We start from the raw sequence: 25,005 nt of genomic DNA on the forward strand, positions 1-25,005 counted from the left end.
TTCAGAATTAGTAATTAAAAAATTTTGTTATTTAAATTGTGATTTCTTCTCTCTCAATTGCACTTAAGTTACTATCTGGCTCTAGTTGTTCTAGCTTAGATGTAATTTCAGCTATTGTGGGAGATTCAAATAAACTGGCTACAGTTAATTTAATAGAAAAAGTATTTCGTAATCGAGATAGCACTTGCACAGCTATTAAAGAATCTCCTCCTAATTCAAAAAAATTATCATAAATTCCTACTTGTTTTACTCCTAATAATTCTTGCCAAATCTCAGCGATTTTTTGCTCATTTTCATCACGGGGAGCTACATAAGAATTGGGTAAGTTAGGTCTTGAATAGTTTGCTGATAATTTTTCTGAATGAAAAATATCCGGCTTTGTTTGTAATGCAATTTCTGATTGTGATTCAGTTTCTTTCTGACCAGATTTTGTGCTAAATGCGGCTGATGCAGAAGCAACAGCCATAATAATCTGATGTTCGATTGCTTCAGTTTCAGGAAACGCAGCAACTTGCACAAAATCCTGTTCGCGTAATGCTTCAGACCACTGGTCTAGGATAATAAAAGGTTGACCTGGGCTGCGTCTTTTATCATCTAATGGTTTTAAAAGCAGACCCCAGCTAATATCAAAGTCGATTTTCGGCTGAGTTATTTCCCACATTACAAGGAAGCCGCTAGGAGCTAATAAAGAGCGTACATGATGAAGAGTTTTATCTATATTCCGAGTGGCGTGTAAAACATTAGTGGCGATGATAACATCATAGCTGTACTTTTCAAAACCTTGCTGCGTTGGCGGTTTATCTATGTCTAGTAAGCGATATTCAATAAATGGATAGTCTTTAAACTTCTCTTGCGCTTGAGTTAAGAAGCCGCTACCAATATCGGTAAAAGTATAGCTAGTTTGTTGAGGTGGCAATACAGGTAATAATGCTTGTGTAGTGACACCAGTACCCGCACCAATTTCCAAAACTCTCAACTGAACAGAAGATGGTAATGATTTGATTAGCTGTTCTAAGCCGGAACGCACAATAGAGTTGTAGTAAGTAATTAAAGTAGATTCTGAATATGAAGATTTATTTTCTTTTTGGTAAACCAGTTCATTGAAAATCTCTAATGGTTCTTGTTCACCAGTCACAATAGCTGCTAAATTTTCACCACAACGTTGGATTAAATCTAAATCTACTAAAGATGAACCAGCAAATCTTGTTCTAACTTGTTCTAAATATTGATGAATATAATCTGACGAATATGGTACTAGTCCAGTAAATAAACCCTCCTGTTGCTGTAGTTGTTTTTGCTCGACTAATATTTGCAACCATCTAGAAAACAATTGCTCATAGCGGAGAGATATATTGTGTTTCTCCAATAAATCTTCTAAATAATACTTGCCTTGAGGATTATTAAAAGCATTTAATTGCTGAAATGCAGAGTTAATGTAGGCTGTACATAAACCATCTAACCACTGTCTATTTTCTTGATAGTTTAACTCATCGAGTTCTGCATTTCTAACACTTGCTTGCTTTTGACCTGCTTGTGTAAGCAGTTTCCACAATTGTGATGTTGTGGGTATTTGCGAATTTTCCCAAGCTGTTTTTTGTGGGGGGTCAATCCAATAACGTTGGCGTTCAAAGGGGTAAGTTGGTAAGGGAATATGATAATATTCATCCTGACTATAAAATCCAAACCAATCTACCTTCACCCCAGCCAGCCAGAGTTGACCAAATGTATTGAATAAAAATTGAATATCCGATTGCTTTTCTTGAGGATGGCGTACTGAAGTTAAGATAGTTTGTGCAGTTGCTTTGTTTGGATGTCTTTTAGCTAATGTAGCTAGTGTATGTCCTGGTCCTACTTCTAGTAAGACTTGCTCTGGCTTTGCTAATAACTTCTCAACACCAGAAGCAAACAGCACTGTAGAACGTAAATGTTGAGCGTAGTATTCAGGATTTATGGCTTGGGTAGTTGTAATCCAATTACCAGTTAAGTTGGAGATATAAGGCAGTTTTGGCGGATTTAAAGTAACTTTTTTAACTTGCTCTCTAAATGCCTCTAAGATTGGTTCCATCATCTGCGAATGGAAGGCATGGGAAGTATGTAGACGACGGCATTCAATCCCTTGAGCCGCAAGCTGATTTTGTAGTGCATCCATTGCTGCGATGGAACCGGAAACTACACATTGTGATGCTTGATTAATTGCTGCAACAGACAGTTCTGACCCTAACAGAGATTGTATGTTGTCTGCGGACAGGGGAACTGAAAGCATTGCACCTATGGGAAGTTGCTGCATCATCTGTCCGCGCGCTGCTACCAAAGATAGAGCATCTTCTAAAGAGAAAACTTCTGCAAGAGTTGCGGCTACATACTCGCCAATGCTATGACCGATCGCAGCTTGTGCTTCCACTCCCCAAGACTGCCATAATTTAGCTAAGGCGTACTCAATTACAAAAATAGCGCTTTGAGCAATTCCTGTTTGTTGAAGTTGCTTTGATGCCTCATCAATCTTTTCGTCACTAGGATAAATAATATGACGTAAATCAAACCCTAAAAGGGGTTGAAGAATTTCTGAGCAATAATCAACTTGTTCTTGAAATACTGTCTCAGTTTCGTAAATTTCCCGCGCCATGTTGACATACTGAGAACCTTGACCGGGAAACATAAACACAACAGGCCGTTCTGTTATCTCTGTATAGTTAGTAAATACTTGGTTTGACCCTAGACCTTTAACAGCATCTTCTAAGTCCTGACAAACTAACATCCGCCGATGATTAAAACCCCGGCGACCACTATTGAGCGTATAAGCTACATCGCCTAAATTAACTTCTGGATGCTCTTTTAAATGAGTAATTAAATTAGCCGTTGCCTTCTCCAGCGCACTCGCACTCTTAGCCGAAAGACACAATAATTGATAATTTCTCCCCTGCTCCCCTGCTCCCCTGCCGCAACAAAGGAGCTTCTTCTAAAATCACATGAGCATTCGTCCCCCCCATACCAAAAGAACTAACTCCGGCACGCCGAGGGATGTTATTTGTTTTCCATTCAGTCAATTTTGTATTGACATAAAAAGGACTGTTGGCAAAATCAATTTTGGGATTAGGTGTCTCGAAGTGCAAACTTGGAGGCAGCATTTTATGTTGCAGTGCTAATACTGTTTTAATCAAACCTGCAACACCTGCTGCTGTATCCAAATGTCCCAAGTTGGTTTTTAGCGAACCAATAGCGCAGAAGCCTTTTTTATCTGTAGTTTGATTAAAAGCTTGAGTTAAAGCTGCAATTTCAATCGGGTCTCCTAAAGGTGTAGCTGTGCCATGAGCTTCAATATAAGAAATTGTCTCAGCATCTACACCAGCTATCGCTTGAGCTTCGCCAATCACTGCTGCTTGACCGCTAGCACTAGGAGCAGTGTAGCCGACTTTCATTGCACCATCATTATTAATCGCCGAGCCTTTAATAATTGCATGAATGTAGTCGCGATCGCTTATTGCGTCCTGTAATCTTTTTAATACCACAATACCAGCACCGCTACCTGCGATCGTTCCTTGTGCCTTAGCATCAAAAGTACGGCAGTGTCCATCGGGAGACAGAATCATTCCCTCTTGATGCAAATAACCTATTTTCTGGGGAATGCACAGAGTCACTCCGCCAGCTAAAGCTATGTCACATTCACCGTTTAAAAGACTTTGACACGCTACATGAACCGCAACCAAAGAAGTAGAACAGGCTGTTTGTACGTTGACTGCGGGGCCAGTCAAATCGAGTTTATATGCAACTCTTGTTGGTAAAAAATCTTTATCATTGGATATTCCTAACTGTACCGGGTCAAACGTTCCTAGTAATTGATGATGAGAATAGATATTGTTGAGAAAATACCTATTCATCCCCACACCACCATAAACCCCAATTAATCCATTGTAGGTTTGCGGGTCGTAACCAGCTTTTTCGACAGCTTCCCAAGCTAATTCTAAAAATAGGCGTTGTTGGGGATCTATTAACTCAGCTTCTTTGGCACTATAAGCAAAGAAATTTGCATCAAACAATTCAATATCTTCTAGAACACCGCTTGCTTTTACATAACTCGGATTATTTAGTAAATCAACAGAAACGCCAGAGTTGATTAATTCTTCATCAGTCAACCAAGAAATAGATTCTACACCATCTCGAATATTTTGCCAAAATAATTCAATATCTTTTGCACCAGGAAATCTACCAGCAACAGCAATTATGGCTATTTCAGAATTATTAAATTCATTATTGTTATACACTATATTTGTCATCTTCCACCTTTTTTCTGAGAGCGATATTGTTGTCTGGATTGCAATTGTTGTTTTCTTAGAGTTTTAATTTCACTCTGGGCTTGAGTTCGATAATTGTTTTCTTTAATTTTTTCTTCTTTTTGAGATTTATTACTTAAATATTGGCTGAGACTATGTATAGTTGGGTAGTTAAACATCTCAACTATTGATAGTTCTACACCAAATTCTTTTTGCAATTGCTGATTGATTTTTACTAAGAGTAATGAATGACCTCCAAGCTCAAAGAAACTACTATAAATTCCTACATTTTCTACACCTAACTCTTTTTCCCAAATACTAGCAATGATTTTTTCAAATTCTGTGTTTGGTATGACATAATCAGCTTTATTTAGAAGATTCACCTCTGGTATGGGCAAAGCGCGACGGTCTACTTTACCGTTTGGCGTTAAGGGCAGTTTATCTAGCAATACAAAGCTAGAAGGTATCATATAGTCGGGTAGTAATTCCTTAACATTCGCCCTTAAAGATTGAATTAAATTATTCGGTTTTTTAGAATTTGCATTGTCATAGTCAGCAAATAATCGTTGATAAAAAGGTCTTTGCCGAAAAATTTGCTTATAGTGATAGGAGATATATTCAAATTCTATATTTTCTCCATTCTTTTTTAGTAAACAGCCTTTAATTGCATAATCTGGATTGAGGTTATTTTCACAAAGCGTTCTCGAACAAACTGCTTGGATTATGTCTCCCTGCTCTACCTCAATTCCTGGCTCAAAAACTGGAAAATAAACAGGCAGCCAACAATGTTCGTGTTCTAGAATATCTATCTCTTCCCCGGCAACAGTGTGCAAATTCAACCACACTAAAAATCCATCCATTCGCCCATTTTTCTGAATTTCAAATTTAACTGTATGGGAAAGTTCTGGACTAATATATTCATTGAAATTCAAGTCTTCTAAAGCATCTACAGTGGACAGAACATTGGCTTGCGGAAATTTCTTAATACATACCCTTAAATCAAATGGATATCCGACTTGCTTAAAGATTTCATTGGTGTAATGTGCTGGTGTTTCAGCAAAATGAGGGTTGTGCAATATTTGCTCTGGAAGAGTAACAGCAGCCATCTTAGTCACACTTCTTTCAGGAATCATCAACCCGTTAAGTTTGAGAAACCTTCTAGTATTATTAATAATTACTGTTGCTCCTTCAGAGCCACCAATTGCTCCGACAATTTCTGAAACGCACACATCAGCTAGTTCTGGAAGTTCAACTTTAGTTGCATCGCCATGAATAATTGTGATTTTATCTGCTAAACCTAACTCTTCAATACAAGCTATTGCTTTACGGCATGTTTCCGGGTCTCTTTCAATTGCATAAATTTTCTTAGCACCCCCTTCTACACAAAATCTAGACAAAATAGCATCTTTCCCTGTGCCAATTTCAACGACTATTTTATCTTTGACCAATTGATTAATAGCGACTTTATAGCTATCGTTACGCCGATGGTCATTGGTCATAGCGTAATACAGTAATTCGTCATAGACGTAGTATTCGGCTACAGATGGCCATAGTTCTACTTTGTCTGTTGATAAATTTTCTGTTACCTGGGATGATTCAGGGTTTTTCTGTTGTGGTACAACATAAGCTACTAAACGTTTATTGCCCGGTTGGTCTTCTCGTGTGATGACTACTGCTTCTTGAACTCCAGGTTGCTGAGACACTACATTTTCAACTTCCCCAAGTTCTATGCGATGGCCGCGAATTTTGACCTGACGATCGATACGACCGAGAAACTCAATGTTACCATCATTCAAGTAGCGTGCTAAATCGCCAGTTTTGTAAAGCCGGGAATGGGCTTCATCGCTAAAGGGGTTGGGGATGAATTTCTGTTGTGTCAATTCTTTTCGGTTGAGATAGCCTCTGGCTAACCCGACTCCAGCAATATGTAACTCTCCTGGCACACCAACGGGTACTGGTTGCAAATTTTCGTCTAGAATGTAAACTTGCGTATTGGCGATCGCTTTTCCAATAGATATTTTCTTGTTATTGTTACATTTTGCAATCGTGGCACACACACTAGCTTCCGTTGGGCCGTAGGCGTTAAAAAAGTTTCTGTTAACAGACCACTGCTTGATTAATTCAGCTGAACTTGCTTCTCCGGCGACAATTATTGTTTGCAGTGTCGGCAGTTCCTCCACAGGCATAACTGCTAACGCCGATGGTGGTAGGGTGATATGAGTAATAGAATAATCGCGTAATCGCTCAATTAACGGCTTTCCTGGCAATAGAGAGTCTTTAGTTCCTAGATAAAGCGTTCCACCTGAAAAGAGAGCCATGATGAATTCCCAAGTAGAAGCATCAAAACTGAAGGAGGCAAACTGGAGAACGCGACTAGAACAAGTCAAGCCAAAAGTTTGAATTTGAGCTTGAGCTAAGTTGCACAATCCCTGATGCTCAATCATCACACCTTTGGGTCTACCTGTAGAACCCGAAGTGTAAATCAAATTAGCTAGATGAAAAGCTTTGACTCCAGTAGTTGGGTTATGTTGATTGTTTTGAGCAATTTGTGGCCAGGCTTCATCTAAACAAACAAGTTTTGCTTGATTTGGAGGAAGTTTATCAATAAGTTGTTGTTGAGTTAACAGTAGCGAAACTTGAGCATCTTCTAGCATGAAACGCAAACGCTCAGGCGGATACTCTGGGTCAAGTGGTAAGTATGCCCCACCTGCTTTGAGAATACCCAATAGTCCTATCACCATTTCTAGCGATCGCTCCACACAAATACCCACCAGCTTGTCTGGTTTTACACCTAATGAGTGCAAGTAATGAGCTAACTGATTAGCACGACAATTCAACTGATGGTAGGTGAGTTGTTCATTTTCAAATACAACTGCTACTGCATCAGGTGTACGCTCAACCTGCTGCTCAAACAACTGATGGATACATTTATCACGGGGATAATCTGCTTGAGTATCATTCCATTCAACGAGTAACTGCTGTTGCTCAGATTTTGTCAGCAGAGGCAATTGAGAAATTCGCTGCTGTGGATCAACAACAATTCCTTCAAGCAAAGTTACAAAATGACCAGTCATTCGTTCAATCGTGCTGATATCAAACAAGTCAGTATTGTACTCCCACACACCTACCAAACCTTGGGTGGTGTTTTCCATTGATAAAGCCAAATCAACCTTTGTAGTTGTACTTTCTACTGGCAAGGAACTAACAGTTAACCCTGCAAGCTCTACTTCCTGTACGGGTGCATTTTGAAGGTTAAACACCACCTGAAACAGTGGCGTATGTCCCAAGTCCCTTTCTGGCTGCAATGCTTCCACCAGCATTTCAAAAGGCAAATTCTGATGAGCATACGCTCCTAAAGCTACTTCTCGAACGCGAAGAAGTAATTCGCTAAAACTGGGGTTGCCTGCTGTGTTGGTACGCATGACTAAAGTATTGACAAAAAAGCCAATTAACCCTTCGATTTCACTGCGATCGCGGTTTGCGATCGGCGAACCCACCAAAATGTCTGATTGTCCTGTGTAGCGGTAAAGCAGGGTATCATAAGCTGCCAACAGCGTCATAAATAAAGTACAACCTTGCTCCTGGCTAAGTTTTATCAATCTATCGGTTAACTCAACTGAAAGTGCAAACTTCTGATATGTCCCAGCGAAAGTCTGCACAGCAGGTCTTGGTCGGTCTGTAGGTAGCAACAATAAAGCTGGTGCGTTTGCTAGTTGTTGTTGCCAGTACGAGAGTTGGCTTTGCAGTACATTTCCTTGCAACCACTGTCTTTGCCAAATAGCAAAATCTACGTACTGAATCGGCAGTGGTGCTAACGGTGACGGCTGACCTTGAGAAGAAGCATTGTAAAGTGCCATTAATTCTCGGACAAACACACCCATTGACCAACCATCAAAGACAATGTGATGTATAAAAACTAATAAGGCGTGTTCTGTCTCAGACAACGTTACTAATGTTGTCCTGATTAATAATTCATCTGCCAGGTTAAAGGGTTGTTGCGCTTGTTGTTGCGCTAATCGCTGCAAAGCAATTTCTCTCTCCCTTGTAGGCAGATGTTGCAACTCAACAATTGATACAGTCTCCTGCCCCCTGCTCCCTGCTCCCTGCTCCCTGCTCCCTGTTCCCTGTTCCCTAATAACTTGAACTGGTTCTCCATCAACTGTAATGAAGTTAGTTCGTAACGCTTCGTGGCGATGAATAATTTCTTGTAAACTTTGTTCTAAGGCTGCAATTTCAAGAGTTCCGACTAGACGCAAAGCTAGAAGTAAATTGTAGAAGGCGCTGTTCGGGTTTAACTTGTCTAAAAACCACAAACGCTGTTGAGCATAAGACAGTGGTAACTCTGCATCCCTTGCTTTTGGTAAAATGGCTGATGCTGTTAGATCCTGTTGCTGCAACTGTTGAATATTTTGGGACAATTCAGCGATCGTTGGTGCAGCAAATAAACTCCGCAGTGGTAATTCTACCTTCAAGCTGCTACGCACGCGGGAAACTAGTTGCGTTGCCAATAGCGAGTGTCCGCCAAGTTCAAAGAAATTATCATGAATCCCAACTCGCTCAACTTTCAGCACTTGCGCCCAAATCAGTGACAAAATTTCTTCAATTGGGTTACGTGGGGCGACATACCGATCTGATAATTGGTTATGTAAATCAGGTGCAGGTAACGCGCGGCGGTCTAATTTCCTGTTAGCGGAAAGCGGTAGAGCCTCCAAGATGACTATTGCACTTGGCACCATATACTCTGGTAACTTTTCCTTGAGGTAGTTACGTACTTCGCCAATAGAGATTGTCTGCTCTGGTTGCGGCACAATATAAGCGACTAAGCGTTTATCGCCCGGTGTATCCTCACGAACAACCGCACAAGACGCTTGTACATCACTTAGTTGACCCAGTACCGCTTCAACTTCGCCCAACTCAATGCGGAAACCCCGAATTTTAACTTGATTGTCAATACGTCCTAAAGATTCAAGCTTACCGTCCGGTAAATAACGCGCCAAATCCCCTGTTTTGTAGAGACGCTCAGAATTAGGGAATTGGTTTTCTTTTTCTCCCCTGCTCCCCTGCTCCCCTGCTCCCCTGCTTCGACCGAAAGGATTGGCAATGAATTTCTCTTGGGTTAACTGAAGTCTGTTAAAGTAGCCTTGAGCTAAAAGCGCACCTGCAATGTAAACTTCTCCTGGCACACCCACAGGTACAGGCTGTAGATATTTATCGAGGATGTAGATTTGGGTGTTAGAAATAGGTCGCCCAATTGAAGGAAGTAGCGGCCAAGTATCTATTGCATTAGGCAAAGTATAACTGGTGGCTAAATGACTTTCTGAAGGCCCATACTGATTGTGCAAAGTAATATCAGTTAATTGGCTCAACCAAAGAGAAATCGCTGGGTTAATTTGCAACTGTTCTCCAGAAGTAATAATTTCTCGCAAACCACTATTAACTATGTCATTCCCCAAGGCGACTTCTGCTAGTTGTTGTAAGCCGACCACAGGGAGAAACATTCTCTGAATTTGTTTCTCTTGCAGAAAACCTAATAATGCTAAAGCATCACGGCGTAATTCCTCTGTGATGAGGTACAATGTACCGCCAGAACACGAGGTAGTAAAGATTTCTTGGAAGGAGACATCAAAGCTAATCGAAGCAAATTGCAGGGTTTTTGCTCCACGAGCAATTTTGAGATTGTCCCGATGCCACAAGATATGATTGCAAAGGGCAAGCTGACTCATGGCTATACCCTTGGGTTGACCTGTGGAACCAGAAGTGTAAATTATATAAACTAAGTTATTGGGTTGTACGCCAGAAATTACATTGTTTGTGCTGCACTGAGAAATTAATTCAGCGTCAGTATCTAAGCAAACCTTGTACTGAGCGCAGCCGAAGTGAAGTTTTGCATGATTTTGGGGTAGCCTGTCAATAAGTTGCTGTTGAGTCAGTAAAACTTTAACTTGAGTATCCTCTAAAATAAAGCTCAAGCGATCGCTAGGATACTCTGGGTCAAGTGGTACATAAGCCCCACCTGCTTTGAGAATTGCCAGTAATCCTATAATCATCTCTAAAGAACGCTCGACACACAGACCAACTAAGACATCTGGTTTTACACCTAATGAGCGTAAGTAGTGCGCCAACTGGTTAGCGCGGTAGTTTAATTGCTTGTAAGTAAGTTGTTGATTTCTAAACTCTACCGCCACAGCATCGGGTGTAAACTCGACTTGTTCTTCAAACAATTGATGGATGCACTTATAAAGTGGATAATCAACTTCTGTATCGTTCCACTCGACAAGTAACTGCTGTTGCTCAACTGCTGTTAGCAATGGCAATTGAGAAATTCGTTGTTCTGGGTTAGCAACAATACCTTCAAGTAATGTAACAAAATGACTTGTCATTCGTTCAATTGTGCTGGCATCAAACAAGTCAGTGTTATATTCCCACCACCCTGCTAATCCGGTGGCAGTGTTTTCCATCGATAAAGTTAAATCAAACCTGGAGGTTGTGCCTTTGATTGGCAATCGATTTACAGTCAGCCCGGTCAGTCCTAATTCAGATGTGGGTGCATTCTGAAGGACAAACATTATCTGAAACAGTGGTGTATGACTGAGGTTTCTTTCTGGCTGCAATGCTTCCACCAACATTTCAAAAGGCAAATTTTGATGAGAGTATGCCTCCATTGCCATAGAGCGAACACGGGTGAGTAATTCGCTAAAACTGGGGTTGCCTGTCAAGCTGGTACGCATGACTAAAGTATTGACAAAAAAGCCAATTAACCCTTCTATTTCAGAGCGATCGCGGTTAGCAATTGGCGAACCCACCAAAATATCTTCTGTACCTGTATAGCGATAAAGCAGGGTATCAAATGCTGCCAACAGCGTCATAAAGAGCGTGCAACCTTGCTCTTGGCTGAGTTTGGAGAGCTTATTAGTTAGTTCAACAGACAGGACAAACTCTTGATGTGTGCCGTTGTAGGTTTGCACAGCTGGTCTAGGTCTGTCTGTGGGGAGCGACAATAAGGCTGGTGCATCTTGTAGTTGTTGTTGCCAGTAATTTAATTGGCTTTGTAGTACTTCCCCTTGCAACCAGTTTCGCTGCCAAATTGCGAAATCTGCGTATTGAATCGGCAGTGGCGCTAACGGTGACGGCTGACCTTGAGCATAAGCATCGTACAGTGCTGCTAGTTCTTGGACAAACACACCCATTGACCAACCGTCACTAACAACATGGTGCATACACACTAACAAGACGTGTTCCGTCTCATTAAGCACTACTAATGTCGCCCTGATTAATGCTTCCTTTGCCAAATCGAAAGGTTGAGTAACTTGTTGTTGCGCTAATTGTTGACTAGTAATTTCTCGTTCTGTTACTTCGACTTCGCTCAGTACAAGTGTAGATAAATGCTGCAAGTCAACAATTGATAATATTCTCTGCTCCCTGTTCCCTGTTCCCCATTCCCTAATAATTTGAGAAGGTTTGCCATCAACTGTAATGAAGTTAGTGCGTAATGCTTCGTGGCGATGAATAATTTCTTGTAAGCTTTGTTCTAAGGCTGCTCGATCCAAATTTCCTACTAGCCGCAAAGCCATAGGAATGTTGTAAAAGGGGCTGTTCGGCTCGAACTGATCTAAAAACCACAAACGCTGTTGTGCATAAGACAGTGGTAATTCTGCATCCCTTGTCCGCCTTAAAAGTGGCGGGGAAGTTATTTCTGAGTCTTGTTGCTGTAACTGCCCAATTGATTGTGCTAATTCTGCAACTGTGGCTCTTGCAAATAACTCACGCAATGGTAATTCTACTTTGAAAATGTTGCGAATGCGTGAAAGCAGTTGCGTTGCTAGTAGCGAGTGTCCGCCAAGCTCAAAGAAGTTATCGTGAATACCCACTTGCTCTACTTTCAGCACTTGCGCCCAAATTTGCGCCAGCATTTCTTCAGTAGGTGTGCGCGGTGCAACATACAATTCTCGCAGTGTGCTGTCTAACTCATGTGTTGGCAGGGCGCGGCGGTCTACTTTTCCGTTAGAGGTGAGGGGTAAGGATTCCAGCAGCACTATTGCACTTGGCATCATGTACTCTGGTAGCTTTGCCTTAAGAAAGGAGCGCAGTTCTGGGACTGTGGGGGATTGTTCTTTTTGCGGTACTACATAAGCAACTAAACGTTTGTCCCCTGGTTCGTCCTCCCGAACTGTCACTATACTTTCCCAAATGGCTGGGTGAAAAGTTATTAATGCTTCAATTTCTCCCAACTCAATGCGGAAACCACGAATCTTAACTTGGTTATCGATGCGTCCTAAATACTCTAACTCGCCATCGGGTAAATACCGCGCTAAATCACCTGTTTTGTATAATTTTTTGCAATTATCAAATGGGCTAGAAATAAAACGTTCTGCTGTCAGTTCGGGACGATTCAGATAGCCACGTGTCAACCCTGCGCCACCAACGTACATTTCACCAGGAACGCCTATCGGTACTGGCTGTAAATATTCATCCAGCACGTATACTTGTAAATCAGGAATCGGACGACCAATTACACTAGCTGTGCGATCTAAATCGGCTTTGCTCAATGGGCGATAGGTAACGTGTACGGTGGTTTCTGTAATTCCGTACATATTCACTAATTGGGGTGAGGAGTCGCCATGTCGCTCAAACCAAGGTTGTAAACTCTTCAGTTCTAAGGCTTCTCCACCAAATATGACTAGGCGTAAGTTCAAGGAGGAGGCAGGGGAAAATGTTATTGACTGTTCTGCTTGAATTAATTGACGGAAAGCTGATGGTGTTTGATTGAGAATTGTGACTTTTTCTTGACACAATAATTGATAGAAAGATTCAGGCGATCGCGTCACTAAATAAGGCACTACTATTAGTTTTCCACCATACAGCAATGCACCCCAAATTTCCCATACAGAAAAATCGAATGCATAAGAGTGGAACATTGTCCACACATCATCTTGAGTGAAGTGATACCAAGAGTCTGTGGCTGCAAATAAACGAGTTATATTTGAGTGATTGACTAAAACACCTTTGGGTTTACCTGTAGAACCGGAAGTATAGATGATATAAGCTAAATTATCAGGTGTTGCGGTATTTTCTGGGTTTAACTCGCACTCTTGAGCAATTTTTTCCCAGTCGGTGTCTAAGCAAACAATATGCGCCTGATGTTGAGGAATAGTGTCTACTAATTGCTGTTGTGTTACCAGTACTTTAACTTGAGCATCTTCTAACATGAAGCTTAAACGCTCAGTTGGATACTCAGGATCGAGCGGCACATAAGCACCACCCGCTTTGAGAATGCCTAATATTCCCACGATTGTTAAGAGCGAACGCTCTACACACAACCCAACCAACGTATCTGATTTTACACCCAAGGAGCGCAAGTAATGCGCCAACTGGTTAGCTTGATTGTTCAACTGCTGATAAGTCAGTTGTTGATTTTCATACACCACTGCGACAGCATCAGGGGTACGCTCTACCTGCACCTCAAACAACTGATGGATACATTTATGCTGAGAATAATCTGCTTGAGTGTTATTCCACTCTACTAATAACTGCTGTTGCTCAGGTTGTGTCAACAAGGGCAATTGGGAAATTGGCCCAATAGGATTTGCCACAATCCCTTCAAGTAACGTTATAAAATGCCCTACCAATCGGGTAATTGTGCTGGCATCAAAAAGGTCAGCATTATACTGCAAAATCCCACCTAAAGAAGAATTTCCTTCTGAGAGTGTCAAATTTAGATCGAACTCACCCTGCATCTGAGGAATTTCAAAAGGTTCGAGGATAAATCCTTCTTTATCTACTCCACCTTGTAACAAAAGTTTTTGTGCATACTCAAACTGCCCCAAATTCTGGAAAATAAAGTTGAATACAGTTTGAAAAATTGGAGAGCGACTGGAATCGCGCTGTGGCTGCAATCGCTCTACTAATAAAGCAAAGGGAAAATCTTGATTTGCTAGTGCTTGTGATACTGTATGACGAATTTGAACCAGAAAGTCCCTAAAACTTGGATTACCTGCAAAATTTGCCCGTGTGACAACTAGACCGACGAAGTAGCCAACAATGGTAGCAAATTCTGTCTGATTTCTACCGGAAGTAGGAACACCGACTAAAATATCCTCTTGCCCTGTATAACGATACAGGAGAACCTGATATGTCGCTAAAAGCAGGATATATTGGGTAACGCCTTCTTTTTGAGCTAGCTTTTTGAGTTTTTCGCTCAGGTCTGGGGAGAGGTTAAAGTTATACGAAGCACCGTTATAGATTTGAATGGGTGGTCGTGGGCGGTCTGTCGGCAAATTGAGTACAGGTAATTCTCCTGCGAGTTTTTGCTGCCAGTAGTTCCAGAGCTTTTCTCCTTGAGCAGTGGTTAATAATTCTCTTTGCCAACGAATGAAATCAATGTAAGAGTGCTTTAGAGGAGTTAGAGATGGCTGAACCCCCGACTCTAGTGTAGGATAGCTGGCGATCAATTCATCGAGCAGTGATGCCATCGACCAACCATCAAAAGCAATATGATGTATTGACATCAACAGGATGTGTTCCTGGGGTGAAGAAGTGAATAAACGCACCCGGATTACTGGCCCATTTTCGAGGTCAAAAGGTTGTTTATATTCCCGAATAACTCTTTGCTCAAGCTCCTGCTGGTTCCAACTGGAAGCATTTATTTGTTGAAAATCTGGTAACTGAGTTGGATGGATTTGTTGAACAACTTGATTCCCTTGCTTGGAAAAAGTGGTACGCAACTGGGGATGGCGGTCAATCAGGAGTTGGAAGGTTTTTTGCAAAGTTGTGACATTCACCTGCGAACAAATACGACAGGCAAATGCCATATTGTAAGCTGCGCTCTCAGGTGCTAATTGCCACAAAAACCATAGTGCTTGTTGACCGTAGGAAAGAGGATAAGTATTTAAAATATCTGGGCGATCGCGCAGTAACTCTAAAATTTCACTTTTGTGCTGCTGTAGTTGAGCAACTACATCAGAAGTTAACAGCGACTTAGAACCACCAATCCGCAATTTTTCTCCGTCATGCCCTAACTTAACCCCTTTAAAAGAAAGGTCTTGTAAAAATTCAACCAAGCTCATAGTTCTAACTCCACCCAATCGCTGTTTTCCAGATTCACTAACTGAAATTGCTCGCTATCTTGGCTCTGGCTAGAAGCAAATTCTTCATTACCATCCAAGGGAAAAATTTGCAATGCCAAATAATTAGCCAGCTTTGTAACCGTAGGATAATCAAAAGCTAAATTTGCGGGTACAGAGCATTTTAAAGAGTTTTGCAGACGGTTTCGCAACTCAACAGCAGTCAGAGAATCCATCCCTAACTCAAAAAACCCTTGTTCAATATCTCGGTTTGAGAGATTACGCCCTAGTACTTTGGCTACTTGTGAGGAAATATGCTCAATTAAAAGCGATTGGCGATCGCTTGCATTAGCCTTTTCTAATTGAGTCCGAAAATCAGATTGTTCAACTGTCTTAGCTAAGGTGTAGCTAAAGTTAGCAAAGAATGGCGAACCGAAACTCGATTTACTCAAAAATTCCGACCAGTTGAAGGGTATTACCGCTACTTGGGCAGAAGATTGATTTAACAATTGCTCTAGCACAGTCAATCCCTGTTGAGGAGAAATTGTACCAATACCGCTAGTCTGTAGGCGATTTTGATTTCGGCTATCCAAGTTAGCTGCCATGCCCACTTGCGACCAAGGCCCCCAGTTAATACTGATTCCTGGCAGACCCAAAGCTTGGCGATAATGGCATAAAGTATCCATAAAAGCATTGGCTGCTGCATAGTTACCTTGTCCTGTAGAGCCAATCAGCGAACTCATCGACGAGAAACAGACAAAAAACTCTAGTGGTAGATGTTGGGTTAAGGTATGGAGATTCCATGCACCTGCCACTTTGGGAGCCATCACTTGCCCAAAGCGTTCTAAGGATTGCTGCTGCAATACTCCATCATCTAATACTCCTGCTGTATGTATAATCCCCTTGAGTGGCGGTAGCTCTGAGTGGATTTTTTCTAGTACTTCAGCCACTTGGTGAGCTTGAGATACATCAGCTTTGACAACTAGCACCTTCGCCCCTGACTGTTCAAGGATGGTGATGCGTTCTTGTGCAGCCAAAGATGGTTCATGCCGTCCAGTTAATACTAGATGTCGCGCTCCTTTTTCTACTAGCCACTGGGCAGCCTCTAAACCTAAAGCACCAGTACCTCCGGTTATCCAGTAACTACCATCGAGGTTTACGGATGGTAATGTTTCGAGAGCTTTTCGCCGCACTAGGCGTGCTACATAACGTACACCCTGACGATAAGCAACTTGGTCTTCTGTATCAGCAGAGCATATTTCTGACCAGAACGATGGCAGATTGTCCTCAGCAGCAGCTAAATCTAAGCGCACGCATTGTAATTCGGGATGTTCTAAAGCGATGACTCTACCTAATCCCCACAATGCCGCCCCACTTAGTTGAATTGGCTGCATTGATGCGCTATCTACTGCTTGAGTACCACGAGTCACCAGCCATAGCCGAGGAGGTGTTGGGAAGTTCGCTTGCACTACAGCTTGCACTAGGTGTAAAACGCTGCCGCAATTGAGAAGTTGTTCTTGTTCTAAATCTGCTAGCAAGTTTTGCGACTGCTCTTGGTAACTCCACAGATGGATAATATTGCTTATTCCATACTGGCTAACGGCACTGATTAATTTTTGCCAGTGATCGGGAAGGTTGGGATCGATTTGATAATGTTGCTGGTCAATTTCCTGATAGCTAACACCAGCAGACACTAGGATATAATTGGCTCCTTGTTCTTGCAATTGGTTAGCCAGTTGTTGCCCTAGTCCTTCTGGGTCAGCCAAAATCAGCCAACTGCCACCAGGAACAGCAACCGATTGACCTTTTTCCACCGCTTGCCATTCAATTTCATAAAACCAGTCTGCGACATCTTGCTCCAGAGAATGCAGTAACGCCTTGCGAGTCACTTTTTTGGCTTCTAAACCTGTGATGTCTGCAATTAACTGTCCACTATCATCAAAAAGTTTAATATCTACTACTAGTTTGTCAGGATTGACGTTATCTGACTGGCGCTGAATTATATGACACCATAACTGCTGATTTTGAGGGCGTTGGTAAATCTGGAAACTCTCAACTGCGAAGGGTACAGAAGTCTCATCGTCAGAGAAGAAAATACAGATTAGTTGCAAGCAAGAGTCCAAAAGACCTGGATATAATTGATAATCTTCTAAACCATCTACTTGGTCAAGCCATTTGAACTTGGCTAGGGCTTCTCCTTCTCCACACCAGATACAATCAAGCCACTGGAAGCTAGGCCCTAATAGAAGCTGACGCTTCTGCAAATTTTGGTAAATTTCGAGTGCAGCTATTTGTCGAGTACAGCGTAACTGGATTTCTTGGATGGAGACAATTTCTGGTTTTCTGGGGTTGCTTTTAATTCTCCCTGTGGCATGGACTAGCCACTCACTGACCTGAGTACTACCATTTGGTACTGCATCAAAGCTGATGAGTTGCAAAGATGCACCACTCTCTTCAAAAGACAGCACCAACTGCACCGTGCGTGCTTTATCTTTGGGGATAGCCAATGCCTGCGGGAAAATTATATTTTCTAACAGACACGCCTCATTAGCGAAAGTCAGCTCTGCTGCACCAGATATTAGGCAGAGATGACAAGCTCCAGGTACAACAACTTTGTTATATAGTTGATGTTCTGCTAAAAACGGTAGAGTTTGAGTACTGAATTGGGTTTCAAACAAGATTTCCTTGCTTAAGGGCAACTGGAGCTTTTTGTCTAATAATGGATGCAGTTTTGCTGGTTGTAGTTGTTGATGCCGAGGTGGAGTATGTTCAATCCAATAACGTTGTCTCTGAAATGGATATGTTGGTAGTGCAACTTTGCGGCGAGGATAATCTTGCTCAAGTCCTAACCAATTAACTTTGCCTCCAGCTACGTATAACTCACCTAAACTAGAGAGCAACTGTTCCCATTCTGGTATGCTTTCACGTAAAGAAGGTAGCCATAAACTTTCACTCTCTGGCAAGCATTGACGACCCATGCCCAATAAAATCGGTTTCGGGCCGATTTCTAAGAATACTCTATATCCAAGAGTATGTAATGTTTGCATACTATCAGCAAACCGCACTGTTTGACGGATATGATTTACCCAGTATTGCGGTGTTGTGATGCGATCGCCTGCCAATTCTCCAGTAACATTAGATACTAATGAAATTTGCGGCTGATTGTAGGTAACTTGATTAGCTATTGCCTCAAAGTCAGCCAACATCGGTGTCATCAACGGCGAATGGAAAGCATGAGATACTTGCAAACGCTTTGTCTTCACTCCTTGGGCTTCTAGTTGCTGACAAACAGCTGTGATATCTTCTCTAGCTCCAGAAATTACGACACTTTCGGGGCCATTGATGGCTGCTATTGCCACCCGTTGATTATAGGCTGCAATAACTTCTCTCACTCTTGCCTCTGAAGCCATCAAGGAAACCATTTCACCCCCAGATGGCAATTGTTGCATCAACCGTCCGCGATGAGCAATGAGTTTTAGTCCATCTGACAAACTAAAGACACCAGCTACAGTTGCAGCCACATACTCGCCAACACTATGCCCCATAACGACATCTGGCTCAATTCCCCACGACTTCCACAGTTGATACAGAGCATACTCAATCGCAAATAACGCAGGTTGAGTATATGCAGTTCGATCCAGCAGATCCTCAAGACCTTGACTAGGATACAGTACCTCTAACAAAGAATGCTCCAGTAATGGGCGAAGAATTTCATCGCACTGCTCTAAAGTTTGGCGGAATATAGGTTGAGTGTTGTATAATTTACGGCCCATGTTGATGTACTGGGAGCCTTGACCAGTAAACAATAAGGCTATTTTTGTTAGCTTGTTATTAGACTGGAAGCTCTTAGAAAATGTCAAATCAGCCAGTTTCTCTACCAACTCCTCCCTAGAGTCAGCCACAATTGCCAGACGATGGTTAAAATGCTCCCGCCCTGTATTCGCTGTATAGCAAACATCTGCAATAGATACTCCAGAATTCGATATCAAAAATTCCCGATACCGATGTCGCAATTCATCTAAAGCATTCAGAGTTTTTGCCGAAAGTGCAAGCAGATGGTAAGGACGTTCAATAGGATCTTCATCTGAATTTTGAATTTTGAATTTTGAATTTTGAATTTTTATCGGTGCTTCTTCCAAAATCACATGGCAATTAGTACCACCTATTCCCAGAGAATTCACCCCAGCACGACGGGGATGATCTTGGGTATGCCAATCTTGCAACGTAGTATTAACGTAAAAAGGCGTATTGGGTAAATCCAGTTGAGGATTAGGTTGTTCAAAGTGCAAACTTGGTGGAATTTTTTGATGGTACAGTGACAGGACTGTTTTGATAAAACCAACCACACCAGAAGCAATCTGGAGATGACCGACATTGGTTTTTACTGAACCAATACCACAAAAGTTTTTTGACTGCGTACTAGCGCGAAATGCTTGGGTGAGTCCGCCAATTTCAATCGGATCTCCTAAAGGTGTGCCAGTTCCATGTGCTTCTACGTAACTGATGGTTTCTGCATCAATTCCAGCCATCGCCATTGCTTCTGTGACTACAGCTGCTTGACCGTCTCCATTAGGAGCCATGTAGCCAACTTTTGTACCACCATCGTTATTAACGGCTGAACCTTTAACTACAGCATAGATGTTATCGCCATCAGCGATCGCATCTGACAACCGCTTCAAAACCACAATTCCCACACCACTACCAAAAATCGTCCCTTGAGCGCGAGCATCAAAAGCCCGACAATGACCATCTGGAGTGACAATCATTCCTTCTTGATACAAATGACCAATCTTTTGGGGTGCATTCACAGAAACCCCACCAGCTAAAACCATGTCACTTTCGCCACTCAGCAAGCTGGCACAAGCCATGTGAATTGCCACCAAAGATGTAGAGCAAGCGGTTTGCACATTCACGCTTGGCCCGGTCAAGTTGAGTTTGTAAGAAATCCGTGTGGTTAAATAATCTTTATCATTAGCAACCATCATCTGCAAACCACCCATTGAATCTATGGTTGCTACTTGCAGATTATCGTTAATATCAAGCTGATGGCGGTTGGGATAAACATTATTCAGTAAATAAGTGTTCATCACTGCGCCAGCATAGATGCCGATCGCACCATTATAGGTTAGAGGATTATAACCCGCAGTTTCTAAGCTTTCCCAGGCACATTCGAGTAAAAGACGCTGTTGAGGATCTAGTAATTCTGCTTCTTTTGTGCTATAGCCGAAGAAATCAGCATCAAAAGATTCCACATCAGATAATATGGGCTTGGCTTTGACGTAGTGAGGATTTTTGACTAGTACCGGATCTACACCTGCTTTGATAATTTCTTCATCGCTGAAAAACGAAATCGATTCTACGCCATTGCATAAATTTTGCCAGAATTCATCGATATTATTCGCACCAGGAAAACGACATGACATCCCGATGACGGCGATATCCGATTGATTAACAGCTTGGCGAGAACTACGAACCTTGGCGCGTTTTTGACCTTGAACTACAGAAGGTGATTCTGTTTGCCCTTGACTTAAGAAGTTCGCTAAGGTGCTGATGCTGGGATATTTAAACATATCCACAATCGACACCGGAATCTGGAAGGATTCTTGCAATTTACTCTGAGCCTGTACTAGAAGTAGTGAATGTCCTCCTAGCTCGAAGAAGTTCTCATGGATGCCTATTTCTTCTATACCCAAGACTTCTTGCCAAATCTGTGCAACTTGGCGTTCAATGTCTGAAACTGGTTGTGCTTGGTCGTTGGCGCTTTGGTGCAACTCGCCTCTGGTAAGCTTTTCTAAATCGATAGTGCCTGTTTTGGTTAACGGCATCTGTTGTAGCTGCACAAAATTGCAAGTACTAGGTGTACCATAGCGATCGCACACCACTAATTTAGATAATTGCTCCCCAACTGAGGAATTACTGGCGGTAAAATAAGCAGTTAATTTTTCCAGAGGATAACTATCTTCTACATAACTGCGGATATATCGGTTACTACCATCTAATCCCACTAGCAATTGCACCTGATTATGGTGTAAACCAACGAGCAAAGAATACAGCCCTTGTCGTGCAGACATGGCATAGTAGCCCGCCTTTTGAGCTAACTTGCTTCTTTGGTAGTCTTGGCTAATACCGAGGCCATCCCACAGACTCCAGCTAAAGCAATAGCTCTTTAACCCCAAAGAACGTTGATAATGTGCAAAACTTTCTAGAAACTGATTAGCTGCAACAAATGTGCCGACAGTAGCGCCTCCCAAGAAACTACTGACTGAAGAAAAGCTGATAAAAACTGCTTGGGGATTGTCTAGTAGTAATTGATTGAGTACCCAAGCTCCTCCAACTTTCGAGCGTAAAGCTGCTGACCAACTGTTATGATTTTCTGCGATGAGCGATCGCTCCTGATAAGATCCTGCTAGATGTAATACCCCGTCTAATTGACATCCCCAGCTAGACTTTGCCTGTTCAATCACACCTTGCAAAGCTGGTAAATCGCAGACATCCACTGCCTCATAGATGATTTCTCCTCCTAGCTTTTCTAGTTCTTGATAAGCCGCGATTTTTTCAGATATAGCATTAGACTGTTCTGTGTAGTTGTGCCATGCACTTCTTTCGGGTAGTTCAGTTCTACCAACTAACACTAGCCGTGCTTTGTAATGCTTCAATAAATACTTAGCAATTTCAACACCAACACCTCCAAGACCACCGCTAATTAAATACATTCCACCTGATTTAAAAGCAAAATCTTGCTTTTGTGGAGAGCAAAAATCTACTTTCTCTAATCGAGGAATCCAACGCTGTCCTTGGCGATAAGCTACCTCAGACTCCCCTGATAAGATATGCAACTCTTGCAGAATCCGCTCTGCATTCACTACTGTTTTATCTACAGTTAAATCTACATGACGACTAGTTAATCCTGGTATTTCCTGCTCGATTACCTTCAATAATCCAAGCAGTGGTGATTTTTCATAGGCAATTTTATCAACAGGTGATGTAAACTGCGTATAATTAGAAACTACTAACAAATCGATAGGATATTGAAATTTCTGGATATTAGCTAACGCTTTAATTAAGGATAGTAGACTATAAACACCATATTTTTGAGCCTGTTCCAAGGACTCTAAACTGGAAATTTCATTAATACAACTGTCATAAGTCCATAAATGTATAATTTTATCGATTTGAAAGTTATTAGCTTTCAGGGCAGATAGCAAACGTTGATAATCTTCGGGATTATTTGGTGCAATTTGATAGCGGTTATTGCTCAGTTGCTTAAAGTTTACTCCCGCTTCAATACCAACCCACGGCTGCCCCTGTTTTTGGAGTTCTGCACCCAAAGATTCTCCTAATCCTAATTGGTCGAGAAATACCAGAAAATTACCATTGATTGTAGACATTTGGCTTACAGGTAGTTTCTGCCGCCATATCTTGCGATAAAACCAGTCTGGTAATAAGTTAGGATTGTCTAAATTGATGCCAAGTTGTTGAATAATAATATCAAATTCACCAGCTTCAAACCTCTTGCTTAATTGGGCGCGCTGAATTTTACCAATTGCAGTCTTCGGAATTACTTCCTTTTTGACAGGAATAATGTAATTTGGATTTACCCCAATCTTTTTGACAACTGCCCCACGAATCTTTTTTATTAGCTCTTTCAACAAAGTTTGCTCAGAGACAACAGAACTAAAGAATATAGCTAATTGATCTGCGTTTTGCCCAGAGAATCGCACGGCACAAGCAGCCGTATAAGATATCTCTACACCTTCGACTTCTTCAACTACTGATTCAATTTCATGGCTGTAATAGTTGATGCCATTGATAATAATGTCATCTTTATCTCTGCCAGTCAGCACGATTCGTCCTGACCTGATATAGCCGATATCTCCAGTATTGAACCATCCATCTTCGGTAAAAGCTTCGCGGTTGCGCTCTGGATTTTGATAATAACCGGAAGTAACTGAAAGTCCTTGAACTTGAAATCTCCCAATCACTCCTTCGGGAACGATTTGATTATTATCGTCAGTAATGCGAATTGATGCTCCCGGAATCGGTGGCCCAAGTTCTACAAATGACATATCATCTGATGAAGATTCTAAAGAAAAACCATCAGACCAAGTGATTCCTGAGCAAGTCTCAGACATCCCAAAGGCTGGATGAATAGCGTTAGGTGGTAAACCATGTCGTTGGAGGAGCTTAAGAAAACTACGTGCTGTCTTCGGTACGATTTGCTCTCCAGCGTTCACTAGAAAACGCATAGAAGATAAATCCCATGACTGCTGATTTATTTCACTAGCGCGTTCATTAAGTAAGGAAAAAGCGAAGTTTGGGGCCCAAGAAATTGACGCTTGGTGGCGTTGAATCAATTCCAACCAACGAATGGGATTTTGCAGAATATATTCTGTAGATGCATGGATTTGCTTACAACCTAAATCAACTGCCATCAGTCCTAGAAAAACAATTGCACCCACATGCTCTAATGGCATCCAGTTCAAAACAATCTCATCACTAGAAAAATTGTTCATTTGGGCTGTGCCAGCCGTCATGCTTAAGAGATTGCAATGAGTTAACATCACACCTTTAGGAAAACCAGTACTGCCTGAAGTAAGTAATAGTAGTGCTAAATCATCTTCGTGACTTTGATGAATATTTCTATCTGGTTGGTTTTTGCGTAAGTTATCTACTGTCTCAACTTGAAAATTTTCTATATTTAAAAGTGCAGGTAACTCCCGAAGGCTTTGAACTAATTTTGAGCTTGTCAGAACAATAGGTTGCTCTAACATCTGCCAAGCATTGTGTAATTTGTTAACAGCGCTGTTAACCTGCTCATAGGCAGGTGCAATAGAAACTGGTACGGGAATAAAACCGCCTAATATACAACCCCAAAATGCAGGTATGAAATCTTGACTGAGATCGATTTGAAATATTACTTTGTCTAATGGTTTTAAACCTAACTTTCTTAAACCAGCTAATATCTTTTGAGCATCTAATAGTAAATCTTTATAAGATTGAATTATTTCATAACCATCGGATTGAATATAAACTAATTCTTTTTCTGGGAATTGAATAGCTGTTTTTTGCAGTGCTTCTCCAAGAAGTTTGGCAGCATTTTTGTTTTGCTTTAGTTCTCCACCATGACTGATAGAGAATTTACTGTTATCAGCATTTTGATTAGTATTTGAACGGGTAATTTGAGATGGAACCAAAGTATTATTTTCTTCATATATCAGAGTTTTCCAATTACTCAGCAAGTCCGATAGGCGCAGCGATCGCTGCTGCTTGATGTGTTCCTGAACTACTACTGCTACTTGCTTAACTTCGGGTACTAACTGGATTTGCTCTGACCACCGCTGCATTAAATCAGTATCTCTAATTTCCAGACAACTTAGAGCAGTTTCGTCTATTTCTCCAGATTGAGACAATGGCAGAGTCGATACTAGTACTATTGCTTTCGGTATCCATTGGCTTGGTAATATTTTTTGCAAGTGAGATAATACTTGTTCTGGTGCAAATAAACTTGATGGTACTATATAAGCAATTAATTCTTGTTTGAACTTCTCTGTTTGTCTCTCTATGACTACGCAATTATCTATAGTTAAACTTGACCGGATAGCAATTTCTATTTCTCTATATCTAAAAGTTTGATTACTTGAATCTACTAATGTTTGGCTATAATTATCTAATTGCAT

At 41.5% G+C, this 25,005-nt stretch carries 2 protein-coding genes and 1 pseudogene; all 3 read right to left on the minus strand.

Annotated features, from left to right (window positions below; genetic code table 11):
• Positions 1-31: 31 nt before the first annotated feature.
• Positions 32-4,271, minus strand: a pseudogene (locus RMX98_RS25865) (beta-ketoacyl synthase N-terminal-like domain-containing protein).
• Complete coding sequence (locus tag RMX98_RS25870; protein WP_322676922.1) at positions 4,268-15,331, minus strand: non-ribosomal peptide synthetase; 11,064 nt, start codon at positions 15,329-15,331, stop codon at positions 4,268-4,270. Before RMX98_RS25870 ends, RMX98_RS25865 begins: the two are co-directional and overlap by 4 nt.
• On the minus strand, positions 15,328-25,005 hold the full coding sequence (locus RMX98_RS25875; protein ID WP_322676923.1) for an SDR family NAD(P)-dependent oxidoreductase: 9,678 nt from the start codon (positions 25,003-25,005) through the stop codon (positions 15,328-15,330). Before RMX98_RS25875 ends, RMX98_RS25870 begins: the two co-directional genes overlap by 4 nt.

The organism is Nostoc sp. DedQUE02, assembly GCF_034531035.1.
Taxonomy (GTDB): domain Bacteria; phylum Cyanobacteriota; class Cyanobacteriia; order Cyanobacteriales; family Nostocaceae; genus Nostoc.